The sequence below is a fragment of the Marinobacter sp. RI1 genome (genome assembly GCF_041155085.1).
GTDB lineage: Bacteria > Pseudomonadota > Gammaproteobacteria > Pseudomonadales > Oleiphilaceae > Marinobacter > Marinobacter nauticus.
In genome coordinates this window covers 1,521,043-1,539,585 of record NZ_AP031605.1, presented here as the reverse complement: position 1 = coordinate 1,539,585, position 18,543 = coordinate 1,521,043, and the positions used below count along the sequence as shown (strand labels likewise).

21 protein-coding genes are annotated in these 18,543 nt (G+C 60.0%); 4 read left to right on the top strand and 17 right to left on the bottom strand.

What is annotated here, in order from left to right; all coding sequences use genetic code 11:
• Positions 1-17 precede the first annotated feature (17 nt).
• The 15 genes from ACAM27_RS06850 to ACAM27_RS06780 form a co-directional block, all read right to left on the bottom strand.
• Positions 18-815: an NERD domain-containing protein gene (locus ACAM27_RS06850; RefSeq protein WP_369612729.1), complete on the bottom strand. Its 798-nt coding sequence runs from the start codon at positions 813-815 to the stop codon at positions 18-20.
• A 160-nt stretch (positions 816-975) separates the two neighbouring features.
• Entirely contained in the window at positions 976-1,551 is a 576-nt protein-coding gene (locus ACAM27_RS06845; RefSeq protein WP_011786431.1) for a HupE/UreJ family protein, read from the bottom strand.
• Between the two features lie 43 nt (positions 1,552-1,594).
• Positions 1,595-2,233 carry an urease accessory protein UreG gene (gene ureG / locus ACAM27_RS06840; RefSeq protein WP_011786432.1) on the bottom strand — a complete coding sequence of 213 codons (639 nt, stop codon included), beginning with the start codon at positions 2,231-2,233 and terminating at the stop codon, positions 1,595-1,597.
• A gap of 25 nt (positions 2,234-2,258) precedes the next feature.
• Positions 2,259-2,987 carry an urease accessory protein UreF gene (locus tag ACAM27_RS06835; protein WP_374730305.1) on the bottom strand — a complete coding sequence of 243 codons (729 nt, stop codon included), beginning with the start codon at positions 2,985-2,987 and terminating at the stop codon, positions 2,259-2,261.
• Positions 2,959-3,522 (bottom strand): urease accessory protein UreE, encoded by a 564-nt coding sequence (gene ureE / locus ACAM27_RS06830; RefSeq protein ID WP_369612728.1) that lies wholly within the window; start codon positions 3,520-3,522, stop codon positions 2,959-2,961. Before ureE ends, ACAM27_RS06835 begins: the two co-directional genes overlap by 29 nt.
• Before the next feature lie 62 nt (positions 3,523-3,584).
• On the bottom strand, positions 3,585-5,288 hold the full coding sequence (ureC, locus tag ACAM27_RS06825; protein WP_369612727.1) for an urease subunit alpha: 1,704 nt from the start codon (positions 5,286-5,288) through the stop codon (positions 3,585-3,587).
• Complete coding sequence (locus ACAM27_RS06820; protein ID WP_014422375.1) at positions 5,285-5,602, bottom strand: urease subunit beta; 318 nt, start codon at positions 5,600-5,602, stop codon at positions 5,285-5,287. The genes ureC and ACAM27_RS06820 overlap by 4 nt, the downstream gene beginning before the upstream one ends.
• Before the next feature lie 11 nt (positions 5,603-5,613).
• A complete protein-coding gene (ureA, locus tag ACAM27_RS06815; protein WP_369612726.1) occupies positions 5,614-5,916 on the bottom strand; it encodes an urease subunit gamma in 303 nt (100 codons plus the stop codon).
• Between the two features lie 25 nt (positions 5,917-5,941).
• A complete protein-coding gene (locus ACAM27_RS06810) occupies positions 5,942-6,838 on the bottom strand; it encodes an urease accessory protein UreD (RefSeq protein WP_369612725.1) in 897 nt (298 codons plus the stop codon).
• Positions 6,835-7,533, bottom strand: coding sequence for an urea ABC transporter ATP-binding subunit UrtE (gene urtE / locus ACAM27_RS06805; RefSeq protein ID WP_011786439.1), 699 nt, complete (start codon positions 7,531-7,533; stop codon positions 6,835-6,837). The genes ACAM27_RS06810 and urtE overlap by 4 nt, the downstream gene beginning before the upstream one ends.
• Entirely contained in the window at positions 7,533-8,357 is an 825-nt protein-coding gene (gene urtD, locus ACAM27_RS06800) for an urea ABC transporter ATP-binding protein UrtD (protein ID WP_014422380.1), read from the bottom strand. Before urtD ends, urtE begins: the two co-directional genes overlap by 1 nt.
• Positions 8,354-9,487 carry an urea ABC transporter permease subunit UrtC gene (gene urtC / locus ACAM27_RS06795; protein ID WP_369612724.1) on the bottom strand — a complete coding sequence of 378 codons (1,134 nt, stop codon included), beginning with the start codon at positions 9,485-9,487 and terminating at the stop codon, positions 8,354-8,356. The genes urtD and urtC overlap by 4 nt, the downstream gene beginning before the upstream one ends.
• A gap of 3 nt (positions 9,488-9,490) precedes the next feature.
• Positions 9,491-11,095, bottom strand: coding sequence for an urea ABC transporter permease subunit UrtB (gene urtB / locus ACAM27_RS06790; RefSeq protein WP_369612723.1), 1,605 nt, complete (start codon positions 11,093-11,095; stop codon positions 9,491-9,493).
• Between the two features lie 78 nt (positions 11,096-11,173).
• A complete protein-coding gene (gene urtA / locus ACAM27_RS06785) occupies positions 11,174-12,487 on the bottom strand; it encodes an urea ABC transporter substrate-binding protein (protein ID WP_023008526.1) in 1,314 nt (437 codons plus the stop codon).
• Between the two features lie 158 nt (positions 12,488-12,645).
• Positions 12,646-12,912 (bottom strand): hypothetical protein, encoded by a 267-nt coding sequence (locus ACAM27_RS06780; RefSeq protein WP_147232550.1) that lies wholly within the window; start codon positions 12,910-12,912, stop codon positions 12,646-12,648.
• A 279-nt stretch (positions 12,913-13,191) separates the two neighbouring features.
• On the opposite strand from ACAM27_RS06780, the gene ACAM27_RS06775 reads away from it, so the two are divergent.
• On the top strand, positions 13,192-13,467 hold the full coding sequence (locus tag ACAM27_RS06775) for a ComEA family DNA-binding protein (protein ID WP_022992774.1): 276 nt from the start codon (positions 13,192-13,194) through the stop codon (positions 13,465-13,467).
• Between the two features lie 99 nt (positions 13,468-13,566).
• The gene (locus ACAM27_RS06770; RefSeq protein ID WP_011786446.1) at positions 13,567-14,511 is read left to right on the top strand and encodes a DMT family transporter; all 945 of its coding nucleotides are present in this window, start codon (positions 13,567-13,569) and stop codon (positions 14,509-14,511) included.
• Between the two features lie 27 nt (positions 14,512-14,538).
• Here the strand turns inward: ACAM27_RS06770 and gloA are convergent, their stop codons facing one another.
• Entirely contained in the window at positions 14,539-15,087 is a 549-nt protein-coding gene (gene gloA / locus ACAM27_RS06765) for a lactoylglutathione lyase (protein WP_011786447.1), read from the bottom strand.
• A 198-nt stretch (positions 15,088-15,285) separates the two neighbouring features.
• On the bottom strand, positions 15,286-16,425 hold the full coding sequence (locus ACAM27_RS06760) for an alkane 1-monooxygenase (RefSeq protein WP_022992772.1): 1,140 nt from the start codon (positions 16,423-16,425) through the stop codon (positions 15,286-15,288).
• A gap of 253 nt (positions 16,426-16,678) precedes the next feature.
• On the opposite strand from ACAM27_RS06760, the gene ACAM27_RS06755 reads away from it, so the two are divergent.
• Entirely contained in the window at positions 16,679-17,335 is a 657-nt protein-coding gene (locus ACAM27_RS06755; RefSeq protein ID WP_022992771.1) for a GntR family transcriptional regulator, read from the top strand.
• Between the two features lie 187 nt (positions 17,336-17,522).
• Positions 17,523-18,539, top strand: coding sequence for a DUF6160 family protein (locus tag ACAM27_RS06750; protein WP_222196817.1), 1,017 nt, complete (start codon positions 17,523-17,525; stop codon positions 18,537-18,539).
• Positions 18,540-18,543 lie beyond the last annotated feature (4 nt).

Here is an 18,543-nt window from a genome sequence, read left to right as displayed (position 1 = left end):
ATCATTTGACAGCTTCGTTACTGCAATATCGAAGCTCCAACCATCCCCCGGCACTTGGGAAATGCCTTGCACCCAAAAAATTCCTTCCCAATATTTTCTCCGCGCTTTACCGTGCGCTTTACCATCTCACCCTGGCACTTCGGGCACCGTGGCACACTTTCTTTCTTGGCCACGATCTCCTTCACATGCGCCACGTGCTGCCGGTGATTTCTGAACGTAGCCGCCAGCCGCCCGGATTCAATAGCGTCGATCACCTTCTGAACCTCAGCATCCGACAGCCGATGCTCGGTTTGGGCTTTGATAAAGCGAATGTATCCACCACCGTAAGTGACGTTGTCCGGCATCGGCGTTTTGAAAGTTGAATCCCCCACAAACACCACCAGCGAAATTACCTGCTCATCGCCGAGCCCCAGCAGGCTTTGCAAAGTCTTCACATGTTTGTAGTTTTGATGCAGCGGGTTCTGGAATTTCTGCGAGTGCTTGAAGATCTTCTGTGTCCAATAGCGCTGTTTTGCGTTACCGAAGATCCAGCCCTTCATGTTCTTGGTTTCCACCACGAACACCCCGTAGCGGGACACAACGATGTGGTCGATCTGGGTGGTGCCGTCTTCGGTGGGCAAGGTGACGTTTTTTATGAGGTGGTAGCGAGTTTTATCGAGAAACAGCTTTGCGGCGAGGTTTACTATGGCTTCGCCGGCTTTGCCTTTGAACCAGGGTGTTCTCAGAATGGGTAACAGGATGAACAGCGGTACGAAATACCAGACTTGATTCGGTAGAGAGTTCAGGAGGGTGTTGAATAGCTGGCCGAAGTCCATCGGTTTTCCTTAACAGCTGCCAATCCGTTTCTTATAACTACACACTAACCTACTCTTCAGTAAACTTCCCATACCGTCAAGGTCAAATTTTGTAAACCATATACTGAAAAAGCCGCGCGGTTTCCCGGGCGGCTTTTTCCTTTGTAAAGGAACTACGGAATCAAGCTGCGGCCAGGTACGCTCCCGCCACAGCCAGCACTCCCCCAATCCCCCGACTAAACCGGCTATCCGCCTTCAACATCAAGCTACCCAGCCCACGCCCAACCAGCGTAATGGCCAGGGTAGCGATGGAGAAGCCCGCCAGGTAAGCCGCCAGCGTAGCGCCTTCCGGCATTTCCGCGCCATGCGCAAAACCGTGGAACAGCATGAACGCACCAACCAGAGTGCCACCGACCGCGGTCGGAAGTTTGGCCAGGGTGGCGATGAGGATTCCCGCGACCAATACCGAGAAGGTGATGCCGGTTTCCACGCCCGGCAGGCTCAGCCCGCCCCAGGCCAGGGCGGCGCCGAATACCATGCCGCCGATGACGAAGGCGGGGGTGGCGTTTTTCATGAGTTTGCTCTGGCGCACGCTCCAGAAGCCGATGGCGGCCATGGCCAGCAGGTGATCCAGGCCGAGCATGGGGTGCAGCAGGCCGCTGGTGAAGCCGCCTTCGGTGTGGCCGGGGTGGGCCATGGCGGTGGCGGAGGCGGTCAGCAGCGCGGCGGTGGCGAGAAGTTTTGAAGTCAGTTTCATGGTGTTGCTCCTGGTGGTTCTGTAATCGTATTGGTTCGTTTGCTCAGGCCATTTCGGCCAGTTTTTCAGGACGCCTTTCCGGCAGCATGCCGCGCTCGAGAATGAAGCTGATGATGGTGTCCAGCCCTACCCCGTCGTACAGGTTGGTGAACACGAAGGGGCGTTCGCCGCGCATTTTTTTGCTGTCCCGTTCCATTACGTCCAGGGAGGCGTGTACCTGTTCGGCAATGTCGATCTTGTTGATGATCAGCAGGTCGGATTTGGTGATGCCTGGGCCGCCTTTGCGGGGGATCTTGTCGCCGGCGGACACGTCGATCACGTACAGGGTGAGGTCGCTCAGTTCCGGGCTGAAGGTGGCGGAGAGGTTGTCGCCGCCAGATTCCACCAGCACTAGTTCCAGGCCCGGGTGACGGCTTTGCAGATCGTCGATGGCGGCCAGGTTCATGGAGGCGTCTTCGCGGATGGCGGTGTGCGGGCAGCCGCCGGTTTCCACACCCAGGATGCGGTCTGCGGCCAGGGCTTCGTGGCGCAACAGGAAGTCGGCGTCTTCCCGGGTGTAGATGTCGTTGGTGACCACGGCGATGTCGTAGTGGTCCCGCAGGGCGGTGCATAGCTGGCGCAGCAATGCGGTTTTACCAGACCCGACCGGGCCGCCGACGCCTACTCTCAGACAATGTGTCATGGCTGTATCTCCTTGATGTTTTTATTCAGCTTCTGAAAAGCCGTGAATACTGGGTTTCATGCAGGGCACTGCCGAGCGCGAGGCCCGGCAGGATGGGCCCGAGTTCGTGGTCTTGCCGTGCCAGCGCCTGGTCGGTGGCAATCACCAGTGCCGGGCGCAGTTGTTCGATAATCCGTTGGGCGGCGGTGTGGCCCAGCGGCAAGGCTTTGCAGGCCACCGCCAGCTGGTTTTCCAGCCAGGCCCAGGCAAAGCCCAGCAGGGTTTGCCGCACCGGCACCCGGCGTACCTGGGCGGCCCAGGCAAACAGGGTGATGTAGCCGGGTTCGGCCGGAATCAGGGTTTGCTGCGGCAACAGGTTAAGGTTGCCCAGCAGGGTTTTCAGGGCACCGCCCAGGCGGGTGTCTTCGTCGCTCAGTTCGGCGGTTTCCCGGGTGGCGTGCAGCCACTGGTTCCAGTGCGCGATAGTGGCGCCGTCGTCGTTCGCCCAGGCGGTTTGCAGCCGGGCCAGTAAGGGCAGTTCACACCGGCTAAGGCCGTCTTCCAGCACGCCTTCAATCCATTGGGCCAGTTCCGCTTCGTTGTTCACCCAGCCCAGCTCAAAGGCGCTTTCCAGGCCCTGGGACCAGGCAAAAGCACCGATGGGCAACGCCGGGCTCACCAGCTGCATCAGCCCCAGCAGGGCCAGGTCGCCGCCGGGTTCACCTTCACCCGCCATGGCTACCGGCTCAGTGGGTGTGTTTGTGGCCGTGAGCATGGGTATGTCCAGCAACGTGAGTGTGGTCATGGCTTTCACCGTGCGAGTGCGCGTGGGAATGGCCATGGCTATGACCGTGCGAATGGCCCTGACCGGCCTGGTTATAGGCTCCGGGTTCCGGGTCGAAGGTGGCGGTGTGGTGCACCACGGTGGCGCCCAGGCGTTCGGCCAGTTCTTCCAGTACGTGATCCGGCGGGAAGCGCACGAAGGCGCCCTGCTCGTCTTCACCAATCGCCAGGGTGACGTGGCGGTTGCCCAGGTGGTAACACAAGCGGGCCAGCGGCAGGCCGGTTTCTACGCGGGCGGTGACCACCGGTTCTTCCGCGGCGCGAATGCGGATAATCTCGCCGGATTTCGCTTCCAGCAGGTCGCCGTCTCTCAGCACCGGGCCACGGTCCAGAAACAGGCCCACGTCCAGGTTGGTTTCGGTGGTGGCGCGCAGGCGGCCGCGAATGCGCAGTTCGTAGGGCAGCACCAGGTTGTCGTGGATTTCGCTGGCGTCTACGTGGGTGATGCGTTTAGTCAGTTCCAACATCCGTTCGTTCCTCTCAGAACAGCCTTAAGCTGTGTTGATTAAGCAGCCTTGAGCTGTATTGACTAAAAAAGGTGATAGCGCTGGGCCAGGGGCAGTTCTGTCGCCGGCTCGCAGGTGAGCAGTTCGCCATCGGCGTGCACTTCGTAGGTTTGCGGGTCTACGGTCAGGTGCGGGCAGGCGTCGTTCAGTTTCATGTGCTGCTTGCGCACCTCCCGCACGCCTTTGCAGGCGGAGAGCGGGCTGTCCAGGCCCAGTTCTTCACCAATATTGGCGTCCAGCGCGGCCTGGCTGACAAAGGTCAGGCGGGTGGCGCTGGCCGCCTTGCCGAAGGCGCCGAACATGGGGCGGTAGTGCACCGGCTGAGGCGTGGGGATGGAGGCATTCGGGTCGCCCATGGGTGCGGCGGCAATCATCCCGCCTTTGAGGATGCAGGCCGGCTTCACGCCGAAGAACGCCGGGCTCCATAGCACCAGATCCGCCAGTTTGCCCACTTCCACCGAGCCCACATCATGGGCGATGCCGTGGGTAATGGCGGAGTTGATGGTGTACTTGGCGATGTAGCGTTTGGCGCGGAAGTTATCGGCGCCGCGTTCCTGGTCTTCCGGTAGCAGGCCGCGCTGCACTTTCATCTTGTGGGCGGTTTGCCAGGTTCGGCAGATGACCTCGCCTACCCGACCCATGGCCTGGGAATCCGAGGAGATCATGGAGATCACGCCCATGTCGTGCAGGATGTCTTCCGCCGCGATGGTTTCCCGGCGAATGCGGGAATCGGCAAAGGCCACGTCTTCCGGAATGTTCGGGTCCAGGTGGTGGCACACCATCAGCATGTCCAGGTGTTCGTCGATGGTGTTCACGGTGTAGGGCCGGGTCGGGTTGGTGGACGATGGCAGTACATAGTCCTTTGAGCAGGCGGTAATGATGTCCGGGGCGTGGCCGCCGCCGGCGCCTTCGGTGTGGAAGGTGTGAATGCAGCGGCCTTTGAAGGCGGCCAGGGTATCTTCCACAAAGCCGGATTCGTTCAGGGTGTCGGTGTGAATGGCCACCTGAATGTCGTACTGGTCGGCGACGGTCAGGCAGTTGTCGATGCTGGCCGGGGTGGTGCCCCAGTCTTCGTGCAGTTTGAGGCCGATTACGCCAGCTTTTACCTGCAGCTCCAGCGCTTCCGGCAGGCTGGCGTTGCCTTTGCCCAGGAAGCCGATGTTCATGGGCAGGCTGTCCACGGCCTGCAGCATCTTGCCGATGTGCCAGGGGCCGGGCGTGCAGGTGGTGGCGTTGGTGCCGGTGGCCGGGCCGGTGCCGCCGCCGAGCATGGTGGTCACGCCGCTCATCAGGGCTTCTTCTACCTGCTGGGGGCAGATGAAGTGGATGTGGGGGTCGATGCCGCCGGCGGTGAGGATCTTGCCTTCGCCGGCGATGATTTCGGTGCCGGGGCCGATGACGATGGTCACGTCTGGCTGGGTGTCCGGGTTGCCGGCTTTGCCAATGGCGGCGATGCGGCCTTTCTGGATGCCTACATCGGCTTTGACGATGCCCCACCAGTCGAGGATGAGGGCGTTGGTGATCACGGTGTCCATCACCGCGTCGTCGCAGCGCTGGCTCTGGCCCATGCCGTCTCGGATGACTTTACCGCCGCCGAATTTTACTTCGTCGCCGTAGTGGGTGTGGTCTTCTTCTACTTCTATCCATAGCTCGGTGTCGCCCAGGCGGACGCGATCCCCGACGGTGGGGCCATACATGTCGGCGTAGGCTTGTCTGCTGATTTTCATTTTGTGTCCTCCAACGGCCCCATCACTTCCGCCCGGAAGCCATAAATTTCGCGCGTTCCGGCAAACGGAATCAGCGTCACGGATCGGGTCTGGCCGGGCTCAAAGCGAATGGCGGTGCCGGCGGCCACGTCCAGGCGATAGCCGCGGGCCTTGGCGCGGTCGAAGTCCAGGGCGGGGTTGGCTTCGGCGAAGTGGTAGTGGGAGCCGATCTGCACCGGGCGGTCGCCGGTGTTGCCGACGTCCAGCTGGATGCGTTCGCGGCCGGCGCAGAGTTCGATGTCGCCGTCTTTGAGTTGGTATTCACCGGGGATCATGTGTCTGCTCCTTAGACGATGGGGTTGTGAACCGTCACGAGTTTCGTTCCGTCCGGGAAGGTGGCTTCCACCTGAACTTCGTGGACCATGTCAGCCACGCCGTCCATCACGTCTTCGCGGGTGAGGATTTCGGTGCCGGAGCTCATCAGTTCGGCCACGGTGCGGCCTTCGCGGGCGCCTTCCATGATTTCGGCGCTGATCAGGGCCACCGCTTCGGGGTAGTTCAGTTTCAGGCCTTTGGCTTTGCGGCGTTCGGCCAGCAGGGCGGCGGTGAACAGCAGCAGCTTGTCTTTGTCTCTGGGGGTGAGTTCCATGGATGACTCCGTTGTCTCTTATGCGTCAGGTAAGCCAGATTCTGGGTGTATGGGCCGGTACGCTGGCGAGCATGGGGCGCAGCAGGTGCCAGGCCTGTTCGCACAGGGCCCAGGCTTCGTTGCGTTCGGTGCCCAGGTAGCGCAGGAGCAGCACGCCCCGGCGCCGGGTGACGGCCCAGCGATTGTGGTCTGGTAACTGTGCTCTCAGCACGTCGATGGCGGCAGCTTCGTCGTCCAGGCCGACGGCCCAGAGGGTGGCCTGTACAGTGGCGCCGCCCTGGCCCCAGGGGCCGTTGAACCGGCGGTGTTTCGGGTCCAGCAACTGGCGCTCCAGCCACAGCGGCTGGCCGTCCAGGCTTAAATGGAAACGCTGTTCCAGTTCGCCGGTGGCAAACGGCAGGTCGCTGGCCGGGCGGCCCAGCGCGAGCACTTCCCAGCCCAGGGTTCGGGCGCCGGCTGCCAGTTCAATGGTGGTGGTTTGCAAACCACGGGAGCCGTCGAAGGCGATGGTTTCCTGGGGCAGGTATTCCAGGATCGCGTCTTTGGCTACCTGCAACCGGGTGTGCTGGCCCCAGGCCACGCCATGGCTGTCGGCCTTGTACAGTTTCGCCGCGGCCGGGGTGGTCAGAAGCGCGTGGCCACCTTCGGCCACAGAGGCTTCGATGCGCAGTTCGTCGCCGCTCACCAGGCCACCCGGCGGATGCAGCAGGTACACATGGCAGCAGCCGGTTTTGCCCTCCGGGTAGAAGGGGCGCTGCACCCGCAGGGGGCCATGGTGGCGCCGGCGCACCAGCCGGGTTACCGGCGCAGGTTCGCTCTCGGCGCGGACTTCAAACCCCAGTTCCAGGGCCGCCGCCCAGCGCCGTTCGGTGTCGAAACGGTGGCCGGAGGCGTGGCGGTCGATGGCTTGGTAGGCGGTCATACGGTCAGGTGCTGTTTGATGAGTTCATCGGTCAGCCCGGCAATGTCGCCTTCGGCCACGCGCCGGCCCCGGTCGAGGATGGCAAAGCGGTCGGCGTATTTGCGGGCGAACGGCAGTTTCTGTTCCACCAGCAGCACGGTCAGGCCGTCTTCTTCAATCAACCGGCGAATCACCTCGCCAATCTGGGCCACGATGTTGGGCTGGATGCCCTCCCCCGGCTCGTCGAGGATCAGCAGGCGCGGCTCAATCACCAGCGCCCGGCCAATGGCCAGCTGTTGCTGCTGGCCGCCGGAAAGGTCGCCGCCCCGGCGGTGTTTCATTTCTTTCAGCACCGGGAACAGCTCGTAAATGCGCTCGGGGATTTGCTTGCTGCCATCGGCCCGCACCGCCAGACCGGTGCGCAGGTTTTCCTCCACGGTCAGCAGCGGGAAGATCTGCCGGCCCTGGGGCACGTAGCCGATGCCCAGGCGAGAGCGGTCTTCGATTTTCTTTTTTGTGAGTTCCACATCCCGGGCAAACTCGATGGAACCGCTTTTCACGGTTTCCTCGCCCATGATGCATTTCATCAGCGTGGTCTTGCCCACGCCGTTACGGCCCATCACGCAGGTACACTGGCCCTGGGGCACGTCCAGCTCCAGGTCCCAGAGGGTGTGGCTTTCGCCGTAGAACTGGTTGAGCTTTTCAATCTTGAGCATCAGGCCTCCTCCCCCAGATACACCTTGATCACGTCCGGGTCGTTGGAGACCTGGTCCATGGTGCCTTCAGCCAGCACGCTGCCCTGGTGCAGTACGGTGACTTTGCGGGCGATGGAGCGCACAAAGCCCATGTCGTGTTCCACCACCACCACGGACTGTTTGCCCGCGAGGCTGGTGAGTAGTTCAGCGGTTCGCTCCATTTCCTGTTCGGTCATGCCGGCCACGGGCTCGTCCACCAGCAGCAGCCGGGGTTTCTGCATCAGCAGCATGCCGATCTCCAGCCACTGTTTCTGGCCGTGGGAGAGGATGCCGGCGGGCTTGTCGCGCAGCGCCTGCAAACCGATCATTTCCAGGATTTCGTCAATCCGGTCCCGGTATTCCGCGGTCATGATGGCAGTCAGGGTGGGCAGGATGCGTTTGTCGGCGGCCATGGCCAGTTCGAGGTTTTCGAATACGGTCAGGGCCTCGAACACAGTGGGCTTCTGGAACTTGCGGCCAATGCCCAGGGTGGCAATGTCCGGCTCGTTCATGCGCAGCAGGTTGTGGCGGCTGCCGAACCACACCGAGCCGGTATCGGGCCGGGTTTTACCGGTGATGATGTCCATCATGGTGGTTTTACCCGCCCCGTTAGGGCCGATGATGCAGCGCAGTTCGCCGTCGTCGATGGTGAGGTTGAGGTTGTTGATGGCCTTGAAGCCATCGAAGCTCACGCTCACGTCTTCCATGTACAGGATCGGGCCGTGGCGCACGTCAACCGGCGAGGCCACGGGGGTGAGAAACTCAAATACCTGATCCCGGTTGGCAAGTTGTTCAAAGATGCTCATGCGGTGGCCTCCTGAGCGCCGGGTTGGTCCTCGTCCGTCTGGCGGCGTTTCTGCAACAGCCCGGCAATGCCCTTGGGCAGGAACACCGTCACCAGCACGAACAGCGCGCCCAGGGCGAACAGCCAGGCGTCCGGCATGATGCCGGTGAACACGGTCTTGGCGTAGTTCACCAGCAAGGCGCCGATAACCGCGCCATACAGGGTGGCGCGGCCACCGAGGGCAACCCACACCACGATTTCGATGGAGAACAGCGGCGAGAATTCGCTGGGGTTGATAATGCCCACCTGGGGTACGTACAACGCGCCGGCCACACCCGCCAGCATGGCGGAGACCACGAACACGAACAGCTGCACCCGCTCTACCCGGTAGCCAAGGAACCGGGTACGGGCTTCGGCATCGCGGCAGGCCACGCTGACCCGGCCCAGCTTGCTGGTCACAATGGCACGGCACACGACATAGCCCACTGCCAGCGCGATGCCGGTTGCCAGGAACAGGCCAAGCCGGGTGGCATCGCTGCGCAGGTCAAAGCCAAGGATGTCTTTGAAGTCGGTCAGGCCGTTGTTGCCACCGAAGCCCATCTCGTTACGGAAGAATGCCAGCATCAACGCAAAGGTCAGCGCCTGGGTGATGATGGACAGGTACACGCCGGTTACCCGGGAGCGGAAAGCCAGGAAGCCGAACACCAGCGCCAACAGGCCCGGGGCCAGCAGCACCATGACGAAGGCGAACCAGGCCATGTCGAAGCCCTGCCAGTACCAGGGCAGCTCCTGCCAGTTCAGGAACACCATGAAGTCTGGCAATACAGGATCGCCATACACGCCGCGATCCCCAATCTGGCGCATCAGGTACATGCCCATGGCGTAGCCGCCGAGGGCAAAGAAGGCGCCATGGCCCAGGCTGAGAATGCCCAGATATCCCCACACCAGGTCCACTGCCACCGCCAGCAGCGCGTAACAGAGGTATTTGCCCAGCAGGGTAACGGTGTAGGCGCTTACGTGCAGGGCACTGTCTTCCGGCATAAACAGGTGCAGGAAGGTAACCACCACCAGGGCGGCGAACAGCACACCGAGGAAAAGCTGGGTGGAACGCTCCTGAAAGGGCCGGAGCAGCCAGGTTTGTGATGTCGCCATAACTCAGCCCTCCGCCGCACGGCCTTTCTGCGGGAATAGCCCGCGTGGCCGCTTTTGAATGAACAGGATGATCAGCACCAGCACCATGATTTTGGCGAGGACCGCACCCGCCCAGGGTTCCAGCAGCTGGTTGATGGTACCCAGGGAAAGCCCGGCAATGAGGGTGCCCCAGAGATTGCCCACGCCACCGAACACCACCACCATGAACGAATCGATGATGTAGTTCTGGCCCAGGTTGGGGCCGACGTTGGTGATCTGCGACAGGGCCACGCCCGCCAGCCCGGCCACGCCGGAGCCCAGGGCGAAGGTCATGATGTCCACTTTGGTGGCTTTGATGCCCATGGAGCGGGCCATGGCCCGGTTCTGGGTAACAGCACGGACTTCCAGCCCCAGGCGGGTCTTGCGCATGATCAGCATCAGCCCGGCGAATACCACCAGGGCAAAGCCGATCACGTACAGGCGATTCAGGGTGAGCGACAACGCCTCGTTCACCATGATTGAGCCGCTCATCCACTCGGGCGTGACCACGGTGCGGTTGAGGGGGGAAATCACCGTACGCACCAGTTGCTGAAGAATCAGGCTGATGCCGAAGGTGGCCAGCAGGGTTTCCAGCGGGCGGCCCTTCAGGTACTGGATAACGCTGCGCTCAATGGCGATGCCCGCCAGCGCCGCCACCAGGAAACCGGCCGGGATGGACAGGATCAGGGCCAGGCCGGGCTGGCCCGGGAACAGCTGCTGCATGCCCCAGGTGGTGTAGGCCCCGAGCATGATCAGCTCGCCATGGGCCATGTTGATCACACCCATCACACCAAACGTGATGGCCAGGCCAATGGCGGCCAGCACCAGTACCGAGCCGAGGGACAGGCCAAAATACAGGGTCTCGGCAGCGCGGTTGAGTTTGAGTTTCTGTTCAATGCTGGCCAGGGCTTCCTCGGCCGCAGCCGCCAGCGCGGGGTCATCGCTGTTAACGGCATTATTCAGGGCGGCACGCACGGTCGGGTTCAGGCTGCCGGACAAAGTGGCAACCGCCTCAACATCGCCCTTCTCCACCTGGTAAATGGCCAGGGCATTGGTGAGCATGTCACGCACCTGGCCGTTGTCTTCCACCTGCAAACGGGCCTGGAGCTGGGTGGCCAGCGCTTCATTCACTTCGCCCAGCAGATTGCGCGCAGCATCGAGGCGTTGGCCTGGGTCGGCCACGGTCAGGTCGATCACCGAGAGGATACCCTCGATGTCGGCCCGCAGGGCGTTGTTCACCCGCAGGCTTTGCAGATCCCGGCGCGACATTTCACCCAGGTCTTCGCCGGTCAGGGCGTCGGCGATCTGCCAGTTGCGGCCCCGGTTGTTAACCACAATTACCAGGGCACCGGTGTCTTCAATCATCGCGAGTTTGCCGTCGCGAACGGCTTCCAGCCAGCCCCGGGCGCGTTCGTCGCCAGTTTCGGAGAGGGCTTTGAGTAAGTCGGTTTTTTCAGCTTGCCCGGCTTCTACGAGCCGTTTCAGCAGCGCTTCGGGCGCATTCGTCTGCGCCTGGGCATTCGCCAGTGTGGCCCCTAGGGCCAGACAGACAGCCAATACCATCCTGGCGAGCAATCGGTGAATGCTCATGATTCATTCCTGTTGGCTTGGGAATTCGGGAGCGGTGCCGGGCAGGCTCAGGCCTGCCCGGCTGTGCCCGGTTGGAGCTTAGTTGGAGGCCACGTCAGCCGAGCCACCACCGCACTTGCCAGTGACCACGTTGAAGTTGCCGCAGCGCAGAGGCGCTCGCCAGTCACTGATCAGGTCCTTGGAACCTGGCAGGAAGTCAGACCAGGCATCGCCAGCCACGGTAGACGGGGTTTCCCAGACCACGGAGAACTGGCCGTTGTCCTGGATCTCGCCAATCAGCACCGGCTTGGTGATGTGATGGTTCGGCATCATGGTGGCGTATCCGCCGGTGAGGTTCGGTACGCTCACACCGATGATGGCGTCTTTCACTTCATCCACGTCGGTGGTGCCGGCTTTCTTCACCGCTTCAACGTACATGTTGAAACCGATGTAGTGGGCTTCCATCGGGTCGTTGGTCACGGCGGCATCGTCGCCCTTGTAGGCAACCCAGGCGTCGATGAAGTCGTAGTTGGCGTCGTTATCCACGCTCATGAAGTAGTTCCAGGCAGCCAGGTGGCCAACCAGCGGAGCGGTGTCGATGCCGGAGAGTTCCTGTTCACCCACGGAGAACGCAACCACGGGAATGTCGGTGGCGGAAATGCCCTGGTTGCCCAGTTCACGGTAGAAGGGCACGTTGGCGTCGCCATTGATGGTGGAAACCACGGCGGTCTTCTTGCCGGCGCTGCCGAACTTCTTGATGTCAGACACGATGGTCTGCCAGTCAGAGTGGCCGAAAGGCGTGTAGTTGATCATGATGTCGCCGGCGGCCACGCCTTTGTCTTTCAGATAGGTTTCCAGAATCTTGTTGGTGGTGCGCGGATAAACGTAATCCGTGCCCGCCAGAACCCAGCGCTCAACACCCAGGTCGTTCATCAGGTAATCCACCGCAGGAATCGCCTGCTGGTTGGGGGCCGCACCGGTGTAGAACACGTTTTCAGACGATTCCTCGCCTTCGTACTGAACCGGGTAGAACAGCAGGCCGTTCAGTTCCTCTACCACCGGCAGAACGGATTTACGGGACACCGAGGTCCAGTTACCGAAGATAACGTCGACCTTTTCTTTCTCCAGCAGCTCACGGGCTTTCTCCGCGAACAGCGGCCAGTTGGAAGCCGGATCAACCACCACCGGCTCGAGCTGCCGGCCAAGTACGCCACCGGCTTCGTTCTGCTTTTCGATCAGCATCAGCATGGTGTCTTTCAGGGCGGTTTCACTGATGGCCATGGTGCCGGACAGGGAATGGAGAATACCGACTTTGATGGGGTCTTCGGCGGCAACCGCTGTATTGATAGAACCGAGGGAGACAGATAGCGCCAATGCAGAGAGGCCCAGTTTCACGTGTTTTTTGATGCTCATGTTGTGCGTCCTTTTCGTTGGTTTTGGGTCGTCAAACGCAAACAGCCAATTGCATTCGCCGTTCCAACAACCAAAAAAGCACTTACAAAACATGATGTTAAAAAACAAAAAACATGCCCGGACCGGCTCTGCAATGAATTGGTGCGCCGTTTCAGGCCTCAATCCGGTGCCTCGGCCAACCCGCCGCCCTCAATTGGTGCAGAGCAGGCAAACCCCACTGCACCATCTGGTAGCGCGCTGATTTTCAGGCAATAAATTGCCCGCAAAAACACCCTGAAAACAATGAATTCAGGTTCACCGTAAAGCTCACAGCTCTGTGGGATATCTCGCACAAACCGTCTGGCGGATGTCCGATTTTCCGAAATTTCATCTTCCGTAGAATGAGCATTGTCAGGGATGACAAGCCAGCACGGACGTTGGCTCACGGATGAGAACTCCACGGATTCGGAGTTGCCCGATGGATCAGGGCTACAGGGATGACTGCAAGGATGAAGTGCTCAGGATGATGCGCAGCCTGATGGATCAGGCAGGGGTCAGCCACGGAATTTGGGGACTACACGGACAGTAGTCCCTTTCCGTGCACTAAACCGCCCTCGCACCCACCTCCCCCTTTTTGTTCTGCACCGTTTCGAATCACCAATACTCTCAATGGGTTGTCGTGCCTGACTGTTCATAACAACGTTATTACAATCAGGAGATCACCGATGAAACCAACCTCATTTCTGGCCACCCTTGTTCTGTTTTTCAGCCTGATCACTGGCTCTGCAGCCTTCGCCAGCGAGCAGCCCGCCGTGAACATCAACACCGCAGATGTAGCCACTCTGGCGTCTCTGAGCGGTGTCGGTGAGAGCAAAGCCCAGGCCATTGTCGACTACCGCGAAGCCAACGGCCCCTTTGCCAGCATTGAAGCACTGGCTGATGTGAAGGGTATTGGTGCGCGTACGGTTGAAAAGAACGCCGACCGCCTCGCCGTGAAATAAGCCCCGGGGCAGCCTCGCTGCCCCTCTCCTTTCCCTTATAGCGCCACGCACTTACCGCTGATACCCTTGCCTGTTTGTTTCTCCAACCGGCAGTTTGTCATGATCCACGGAGCACTTCTTATTGCCCTGGCCTCTTTGCTCTGGGCCACTACAGGTATTGTCGCCAAGTTTCTGTTCAACGGTACGGAGCTGGAGGCCATCACCCTCGGTTTTTTACGCCTGGTGGTTGCGCTGCCATTCTTCTGGCTATTGATGCGGCGCGAGCAGCGGCAGCTGGTGGCCCGCAATCCCGGCCAGACGGTACCCGGCAGCTCTTTGCGTTCGCTCAGCGGCAAGGCCATGCTCACCCTCACCGCCCTGGGGCTGTTCCAGGCGTTCTATCAGGGCAGCTATCTGCTGGCGGTGGATCTGACCGGAGCTGGCATTGCCACCCTGATATCCCTGTGCCTGCCACCGGTACTGGTGGCTATTCTGGCTGCCCCATTGCTGGGCGAGAAACCAGGGCTGCTCACTATCCTGGCCGCGATTGCCGCGATTCTGGGCACGGGCATGCTGGTAGTCAGTGACATGGACACAGCCGGCACCCTGCGGCTGGCAGGCATTCTGATGGCGCTGCTGGCGGCGGCGGTATACACCGGCTTCACCCTGACCAGCCGCTACAACTCAACCGGCACACCGGTGTTTACCACCGCCTTTATCTGCTTTGGTACCGCCGCACTGCTGCTGTTGCCCGTGGTGGCCCTGAGTGGCGGCTTTGCGGGGCTGGAGACGATGGGGCTAAAGCACTGGCTGATGGTGCTGTACATTGGCGTGGTGCCCACCTGCATTGGCTATCTGCTGTTTTTTACCGGGATGAAAACCACGCCGGCGACGGTATCCAGCATTGTCGTCGTGCTCGAACCTTTGTTTATTGCCTTGCTGGCCTGGCTGATTCTGGGAGAGGAACTGGGGCAGATTGGCGTTGCGGGCGCGTTCATTCTGACGGTGGCGGTGATTGTCGCCTCGCGCTATGGCAAGGCGCCCGGCGCCAGTCAGGAAAGCTGAACGCCGGGGTCAGGAACAGCGTAGTGATCAGCTGTCCTTGCGCTGTTTCTCCAGCATGTCTGGCTGCAGGATTTCAATCCAGTAGCCATCCGGGTCTTTGATGAACGCCAGGCCTTTCATTTTGCCGTCGTCCGGCTTTTTCACGAATTCCACGCCCAGCTTTTCGAAGCGCTCACAGGCAGCGTAGACATCGGGCACGGCAATGCCGATGTGGCCGAAGCCCTGGGGCTCATCATTGCCGTTGTGGTAGGCAAAGTCGGCATCGTCTTCGGTGCCCCAGTTATGGGTAAGCTCCAGCATCGCTTCCCGGCCAAAGGTGTAGGTAGTCCGGTGGCCATCATCGTTTGGCACAAACTGGGCCTGCTTGTCGTCCAGGTAGCCCAGGAAGTAGAGCGTGAACTTCATTTCCGGGAAATCCAGCTTGCGAACCAGGCGCATGCCCAGTACCCGGGTGTAGAAGTCCATGGAACGCTCAGGCTCCTTGATGCGCATCATGGTCTGGTTAAAGACATAGCCTTCGGTTTCGGGAACGGGGTCATCGTACAGGCCCGGGGCCTGCTCAAAATGCTTGGGCATGTTGGTTTCCCTTTTTAGTTCAAGGATTCGAACCCTATACCTTTGTGCGACCCGCGGTAATTTCAAGAGCAAAAAAGACCCCACGGGCCAGAGACAGGTACCCGCAGGGCGTTAATGCCGACCTAAGCCGGCGTTCTTCAGAGACACTCTGAAGTCGGTCTGGCGCCCGGAGACGCCAGCTGGGAAAGCCTGAAAGACTCAGGATTGCAGCTGATGCTCCTCCCCTCGGTAGTAGGCTTCCACTCTCGGATTCATAACCTTGCGCCAGAGTGGCGGGAAGCAGGCCAGTACCACCATGGTGGCGTAACCGGCAGGAAGCTGGGGTGCAATTTCATGATGGCGCAGGACCTGGTAACGACGCTTGGCGTAGGCGTGATGGTCGCTGTGACGCTGTAACTGAAACAGGAACACATTGGTCAGAAAGTAATTGCTGTTCCAGCTATGCTCAGGTGTTGTTCGTTCATAGCGACCGTTTTCAAGCTTGCGACGATGCAGGCCGTAGTGCTCCAGATAATTGACGATCTCAAGAAGCGTGAACGCGATAAAGCTCTGGCCCAGGAAAAACAGCGCCCCCAGCCAGCCGAACGCGACACTGAACACAACCAGCAGCAGCGCGCTGATTCCGTACCACCAAATTAACTCATTGCGCCAGCTGACTGGAGCATGACCTTTGCGTTTGAGGCGCTCTGCTTCAAGCTTCCAGGCATTCAGAAAGTTGTGCACGTATGCGTGTGGTAAAAAGCTGTAGAGCGACTGATTGTAGCGGGAAGATGAGGCATCCTCTGGTGTAGAAACATGCACGTGATGGCCACGAATGTGCTCAACCTTGAACCCGGCATAACAAACCATGGAAAGCAAGAATCCGCCGGCCCAGGTTTCGAGTTTGTCGTCTTTATGAATCAGTTCATGGGCCACATTGATCCCGAGACCGCCGACGATACCGATGGATACAACCCAGCCAAGGGCGCCCACCAGGCTGAAAACGCCGGAGGCCAGTACCCAGACACCCCATCCCAATAACGCTGCATAGGCGACGACCCAGATCAGGGTCACGGCCCGGTAATACTTTTCCTGATTAAGCCGCGGCACATCGGATTGTTCATCAGGATTCAGAGCGTCTTTTCCGAGCATCAGATCAAGCAGAGGGATAATGCCAAACACAACCACGGGGACGCCCCAGGAGAAGGCGTTGACCAGACCGGTGCTTTCCCCCACAGCCAGTAATAACGGAGGCAACACCAGCGGAATCATCGCAATGAGGTAGCTGTATTTTTTAAGGGTTAACAACAGCCGGCGACGACCGGCTGCTGTACTGAAAGTGATGGACTCTGAGCTCATGGTTGCTCCTTGTTGTAGGAATCGGAACCGGGCGTTTGATGAGACCCCAGCCTCCATGCATTATTGTCTAACAATATTGCAGTCGTCAAACAAAATGTTATTCTGGAGATGACAAGGTTCACGAACCGGATATCTTCCGCCGGACCATCCCTGACCCGTTACAGGCTGTGATAGACTCATGCGCATTTCCTCGACTGCCGGTGCTTTGCCCTCCTTAGCCAACCGGCTTGTTAAACCTGTTCAGAGAGCTCTTATGGATTTTCAGGTGCCTAACACTTTGGCGGAGCAGATCGCCAACTATCTGGCAGAGCGAATCATGACCGGCCAGGTTCCCCCCGGAGAACGCATTCAGGAGGCCACCCTGGCCTCGGAACTCAAAGTGAGCCGGGCATCGGTGAAAGAGGCGCTTTACACCCTAGAGCGTTGGCACCTGGTGGAAATCACGCCGCGGAAAGGGGCTTCCGCAACCCAGCTGAATGCCGAGTACGCGGCAGAGCTTTACGACGTCTACATGCATTTGCTGATGATGCTGGCTTCGCGCCTGTGCGAACGTTGGAAGGAATCCGATAGAGACCGGGTACTGGCCGCGGTATCTCAGGTGGTCGAGCGCATACAAGAACCCCAACCCGACATCACCCGGGTGGTGGAAGCCAGCTTCAACGTGATGGAAGCCTGCTGTGAGGTTGTCGCCAACCCCTACCTGACCGAGGCCTTGTCCAACTTCAAGCCTGCCGTAAGCCGTGCCTATTATCTCGGAGCAGACCGCTATCGCCAGGGTCTCGCGACCACCAGTACGTTTTTCTCGGAGTTGCCGCAGGCGGTGTTGGCGAGAGATGCCCCCAAAGCCACTGAGCTGATCCGAGGCTTCGCCGAACATCAGAAAAACCTCATCCGCCAGGCACTGGATTGAAACACCGGTCACGACTGTTCAGGTTGTGACCAGCCTCACAGATCACCCCCGCCTTCAGGCTTAAAGTAACAATGTGTAACTTTTAACGACCGCAGCTCTGGTTGTGTTGTCCCTGCGGCTGATCAGCACACGTCAGGTGTTCTGAATCAATCAATAACAACAAATCGTCGAACGAACCGGGGCCAACATGTCTTTTCTCATTCCTGAGGCCAGAAAATCCCTCGCCTGCCTGAGCCTGATGGCCGGCGCCTCATTAGCCGTGCCTGCCATGGCCGAATTCCAGCCGCTGGATGACACAACCCTGGCGGGTGTGACTGGCCAGGCCGGTGTAACCATTGAACTGGAAACCAAACTCAATATTGATCACCTGATCTGGACCGATGAAGGCTCCCTGGGGGTCAACGGCCTGAGATTGTCCGGCCAGAACGATACCGTGCTGGACAACATGAAGCTGACGATTGATATCGCGGGCAGTGGCGAGGTTCTGGAGCACGGTTTCTCCGAGATAGCACGCCGCGCCAACGCTGGCCTGCTCGATACCAGTAATCCCGATGTCGCGGACGCGCTGGCGAAATATTCCGTCGGTGGCAGTTTCGGCAAACAGTTCGACAGCGGCGACCTGGTGATTCACCTGGGGGCCAGCGATTACGGCGACCCTACCAGCCTGACCGATTACCTGCAGGCGGTGGATTTTGAACTGGCTATCGACAGTATTACCACCACCGGCAGTGAAGGCAGCGCCAGTTTATTCTCAAACATCCTGCTGCAGGGCTACATCGGCCCCACCGATCTGGTTATCCGCAATAACGATGGCGCCACGCGCACCCTGGCCAATGGCAACGTGGTGTCCGGCTCCGAACTGCAGCTCGATACCCATTTCGAAATCAGCAACGGTAGCCTGAACTGGGACGCAGCCGACGTGATCCTGCTGTTCAACTTCGCCGCCGTTGGCATTGAAGGGCTACAGATCCATAACCGCCGTGGCGCGGATACCCTGGGGCACTTTGGTATGGCCCATGCCAAGGCTAACCTGTCCCGGGGCACCAGTGCCGCTTCTGGCAAAGAAGGCCTTTCTGTACACGATGTGGAATTCCGGGCTGATATCGACATGCCGGTATTCCGCATGGGTGACACCAGCATCGGCTCGGTTCAGTTCACAGACTTTGCCATCACCAACACCAATCTGATGGTTTACGGTCACTAAGCCA

Bases quoted from the DNA above. Each gene is read 5' to 3' on its own strand.
- ACAM27_RS06850 (WP_369612729.1), bottom strand. From the start codon at position 815: ATGGACTTCGGCCAGCTATTCAACACCCTCCTGAACTCTCTACCGAAT.
- ACAM27_RS06845 (WP_011786431.1), bottom strand. From the start codon at position 1,551: ATGAAACTGACTTCAAAACTTCTCGCCACCGCCGCGCTGCTGACCGCC.
- ureG (WP_011786432.1), bottom strand. From the start codon at position 2,233: ATGACACATTGTCTGAGAGTAGGCGTCGGCGGCCCGGTCGGGTCTGGT.
- ACAM27_RS06835 (WP_374730305.1), bottom strand. From the start codon at position 2,987: ATGCTCACGGCCACAAACACACCCACTGAGCCGGTAGCCATGGCGGGT.
- ureE (WP_369612728.1), bottom strand. From the start codon at position 3,522: ATGTTGGAACTGACTAAACGCATCACCCACGTAGACGCCAGCGAAATC.
- ureC (WP_369612727.1), bottom strand. From the start codon at position 5,288: ATGAAAATCAGCAGACAAGCCTACGCCGACATGTATGGCCCCACCGTC.
- ACAM27_RS06820 (WP_014422375.1), bottom strand. From the start codon at position 5,602: ATGATCCCCGGTGAATACCAACTCAAAGACGGCGACATCGAACTCTGC.
- ureA (WP_369612726.1), bottom strand. From the start codon at position 5,916: ATGGAACTCACCCCCAGAGACAAAGACAAGCTGCTGCTGTTCACCGCC.
- ACAM27_RS06810 (WP_369612725.1), bottom strand. From the start codon at position 6,838: ATGACCGCCTACCAAGCCATCGACCGCCACGCCTCCGGCCACCGTTTC.
- urtE (WP_011786439.1), bottom strand. From the start codon at position 7,533: ATGCTCAAGATTGAAAAGCTCAACCAGTTCTACGGCGAAAGCCACACC.
- urtD (WP_014422380.1), bottom strand. From the start codon at position 8,357: ATGAGCATCTTTGAACAACTTGCCAACCGGGATCAGGTATTTGAGTTT.
- urtC (WP_369612724.1), bottom strand. From the start codon at position 9,487: ATGGCGACATCACAAACCTGGCTGCTCCGGCCCTTTCAGGAGCGTTCC.
- urtB (WP_369612723.1), bottom strand. From the start codon at position 11,095: ATGAGCATTCACCGATTGCTCGCCAGGATGGTATTGGCTGTCTGTCTG.
- urtA (WP_023008526.1), bottom strand. From the start codon at position 12,487: ATGAGCATCAAAAAACACGTGAAACTGGGCCTCTCTGCATTGGCGCTA.
- ACAM27_RS06775 (WP_022992774.1), top strand. From the start codon at position 13,192: ATGAAACCAACCTCATTTCTGGCCACCCTTGTTCTGTTTTTCAGCCTG.
- ACAM27_RS06770 (WP_011786446.1), top strand. From the start codon at position 13,567: ATGATCCACGGAGCACTTCTTATTGCCCTGGCCTCTTTGCTCTGGGCC.
- gloA (WP_011786447.1), bottom strand. From the start codon at position 15,087: ATGCCCAAGCATTTTGAGCAGGCCCCGGGCCTGTACGATGACCCCGTT.
- ACAM27_RS06760 (WP_022992772.1), bottom strand. From the start codon at position 16,425: ATGAGCTCAGAGTCCATCACTTTCAGTACAGCAGCCGGTCGTCGCCGG.
- ACAM27_RS06755 (WP_022992771.1), top strand. From the start codon at position 16,679: ATGGATTTTCAGGTGCCTAACACTTTGGCGGAGCAGATCGCCAACTAT.
- ACAM27_RS06750 (WP_222196817.1), top strand. From the start codon at position 17,523: ATGTCTTTTCTCATTCCTGAGGCCAGAAAATCCCTCGCCTGCCTGAGC.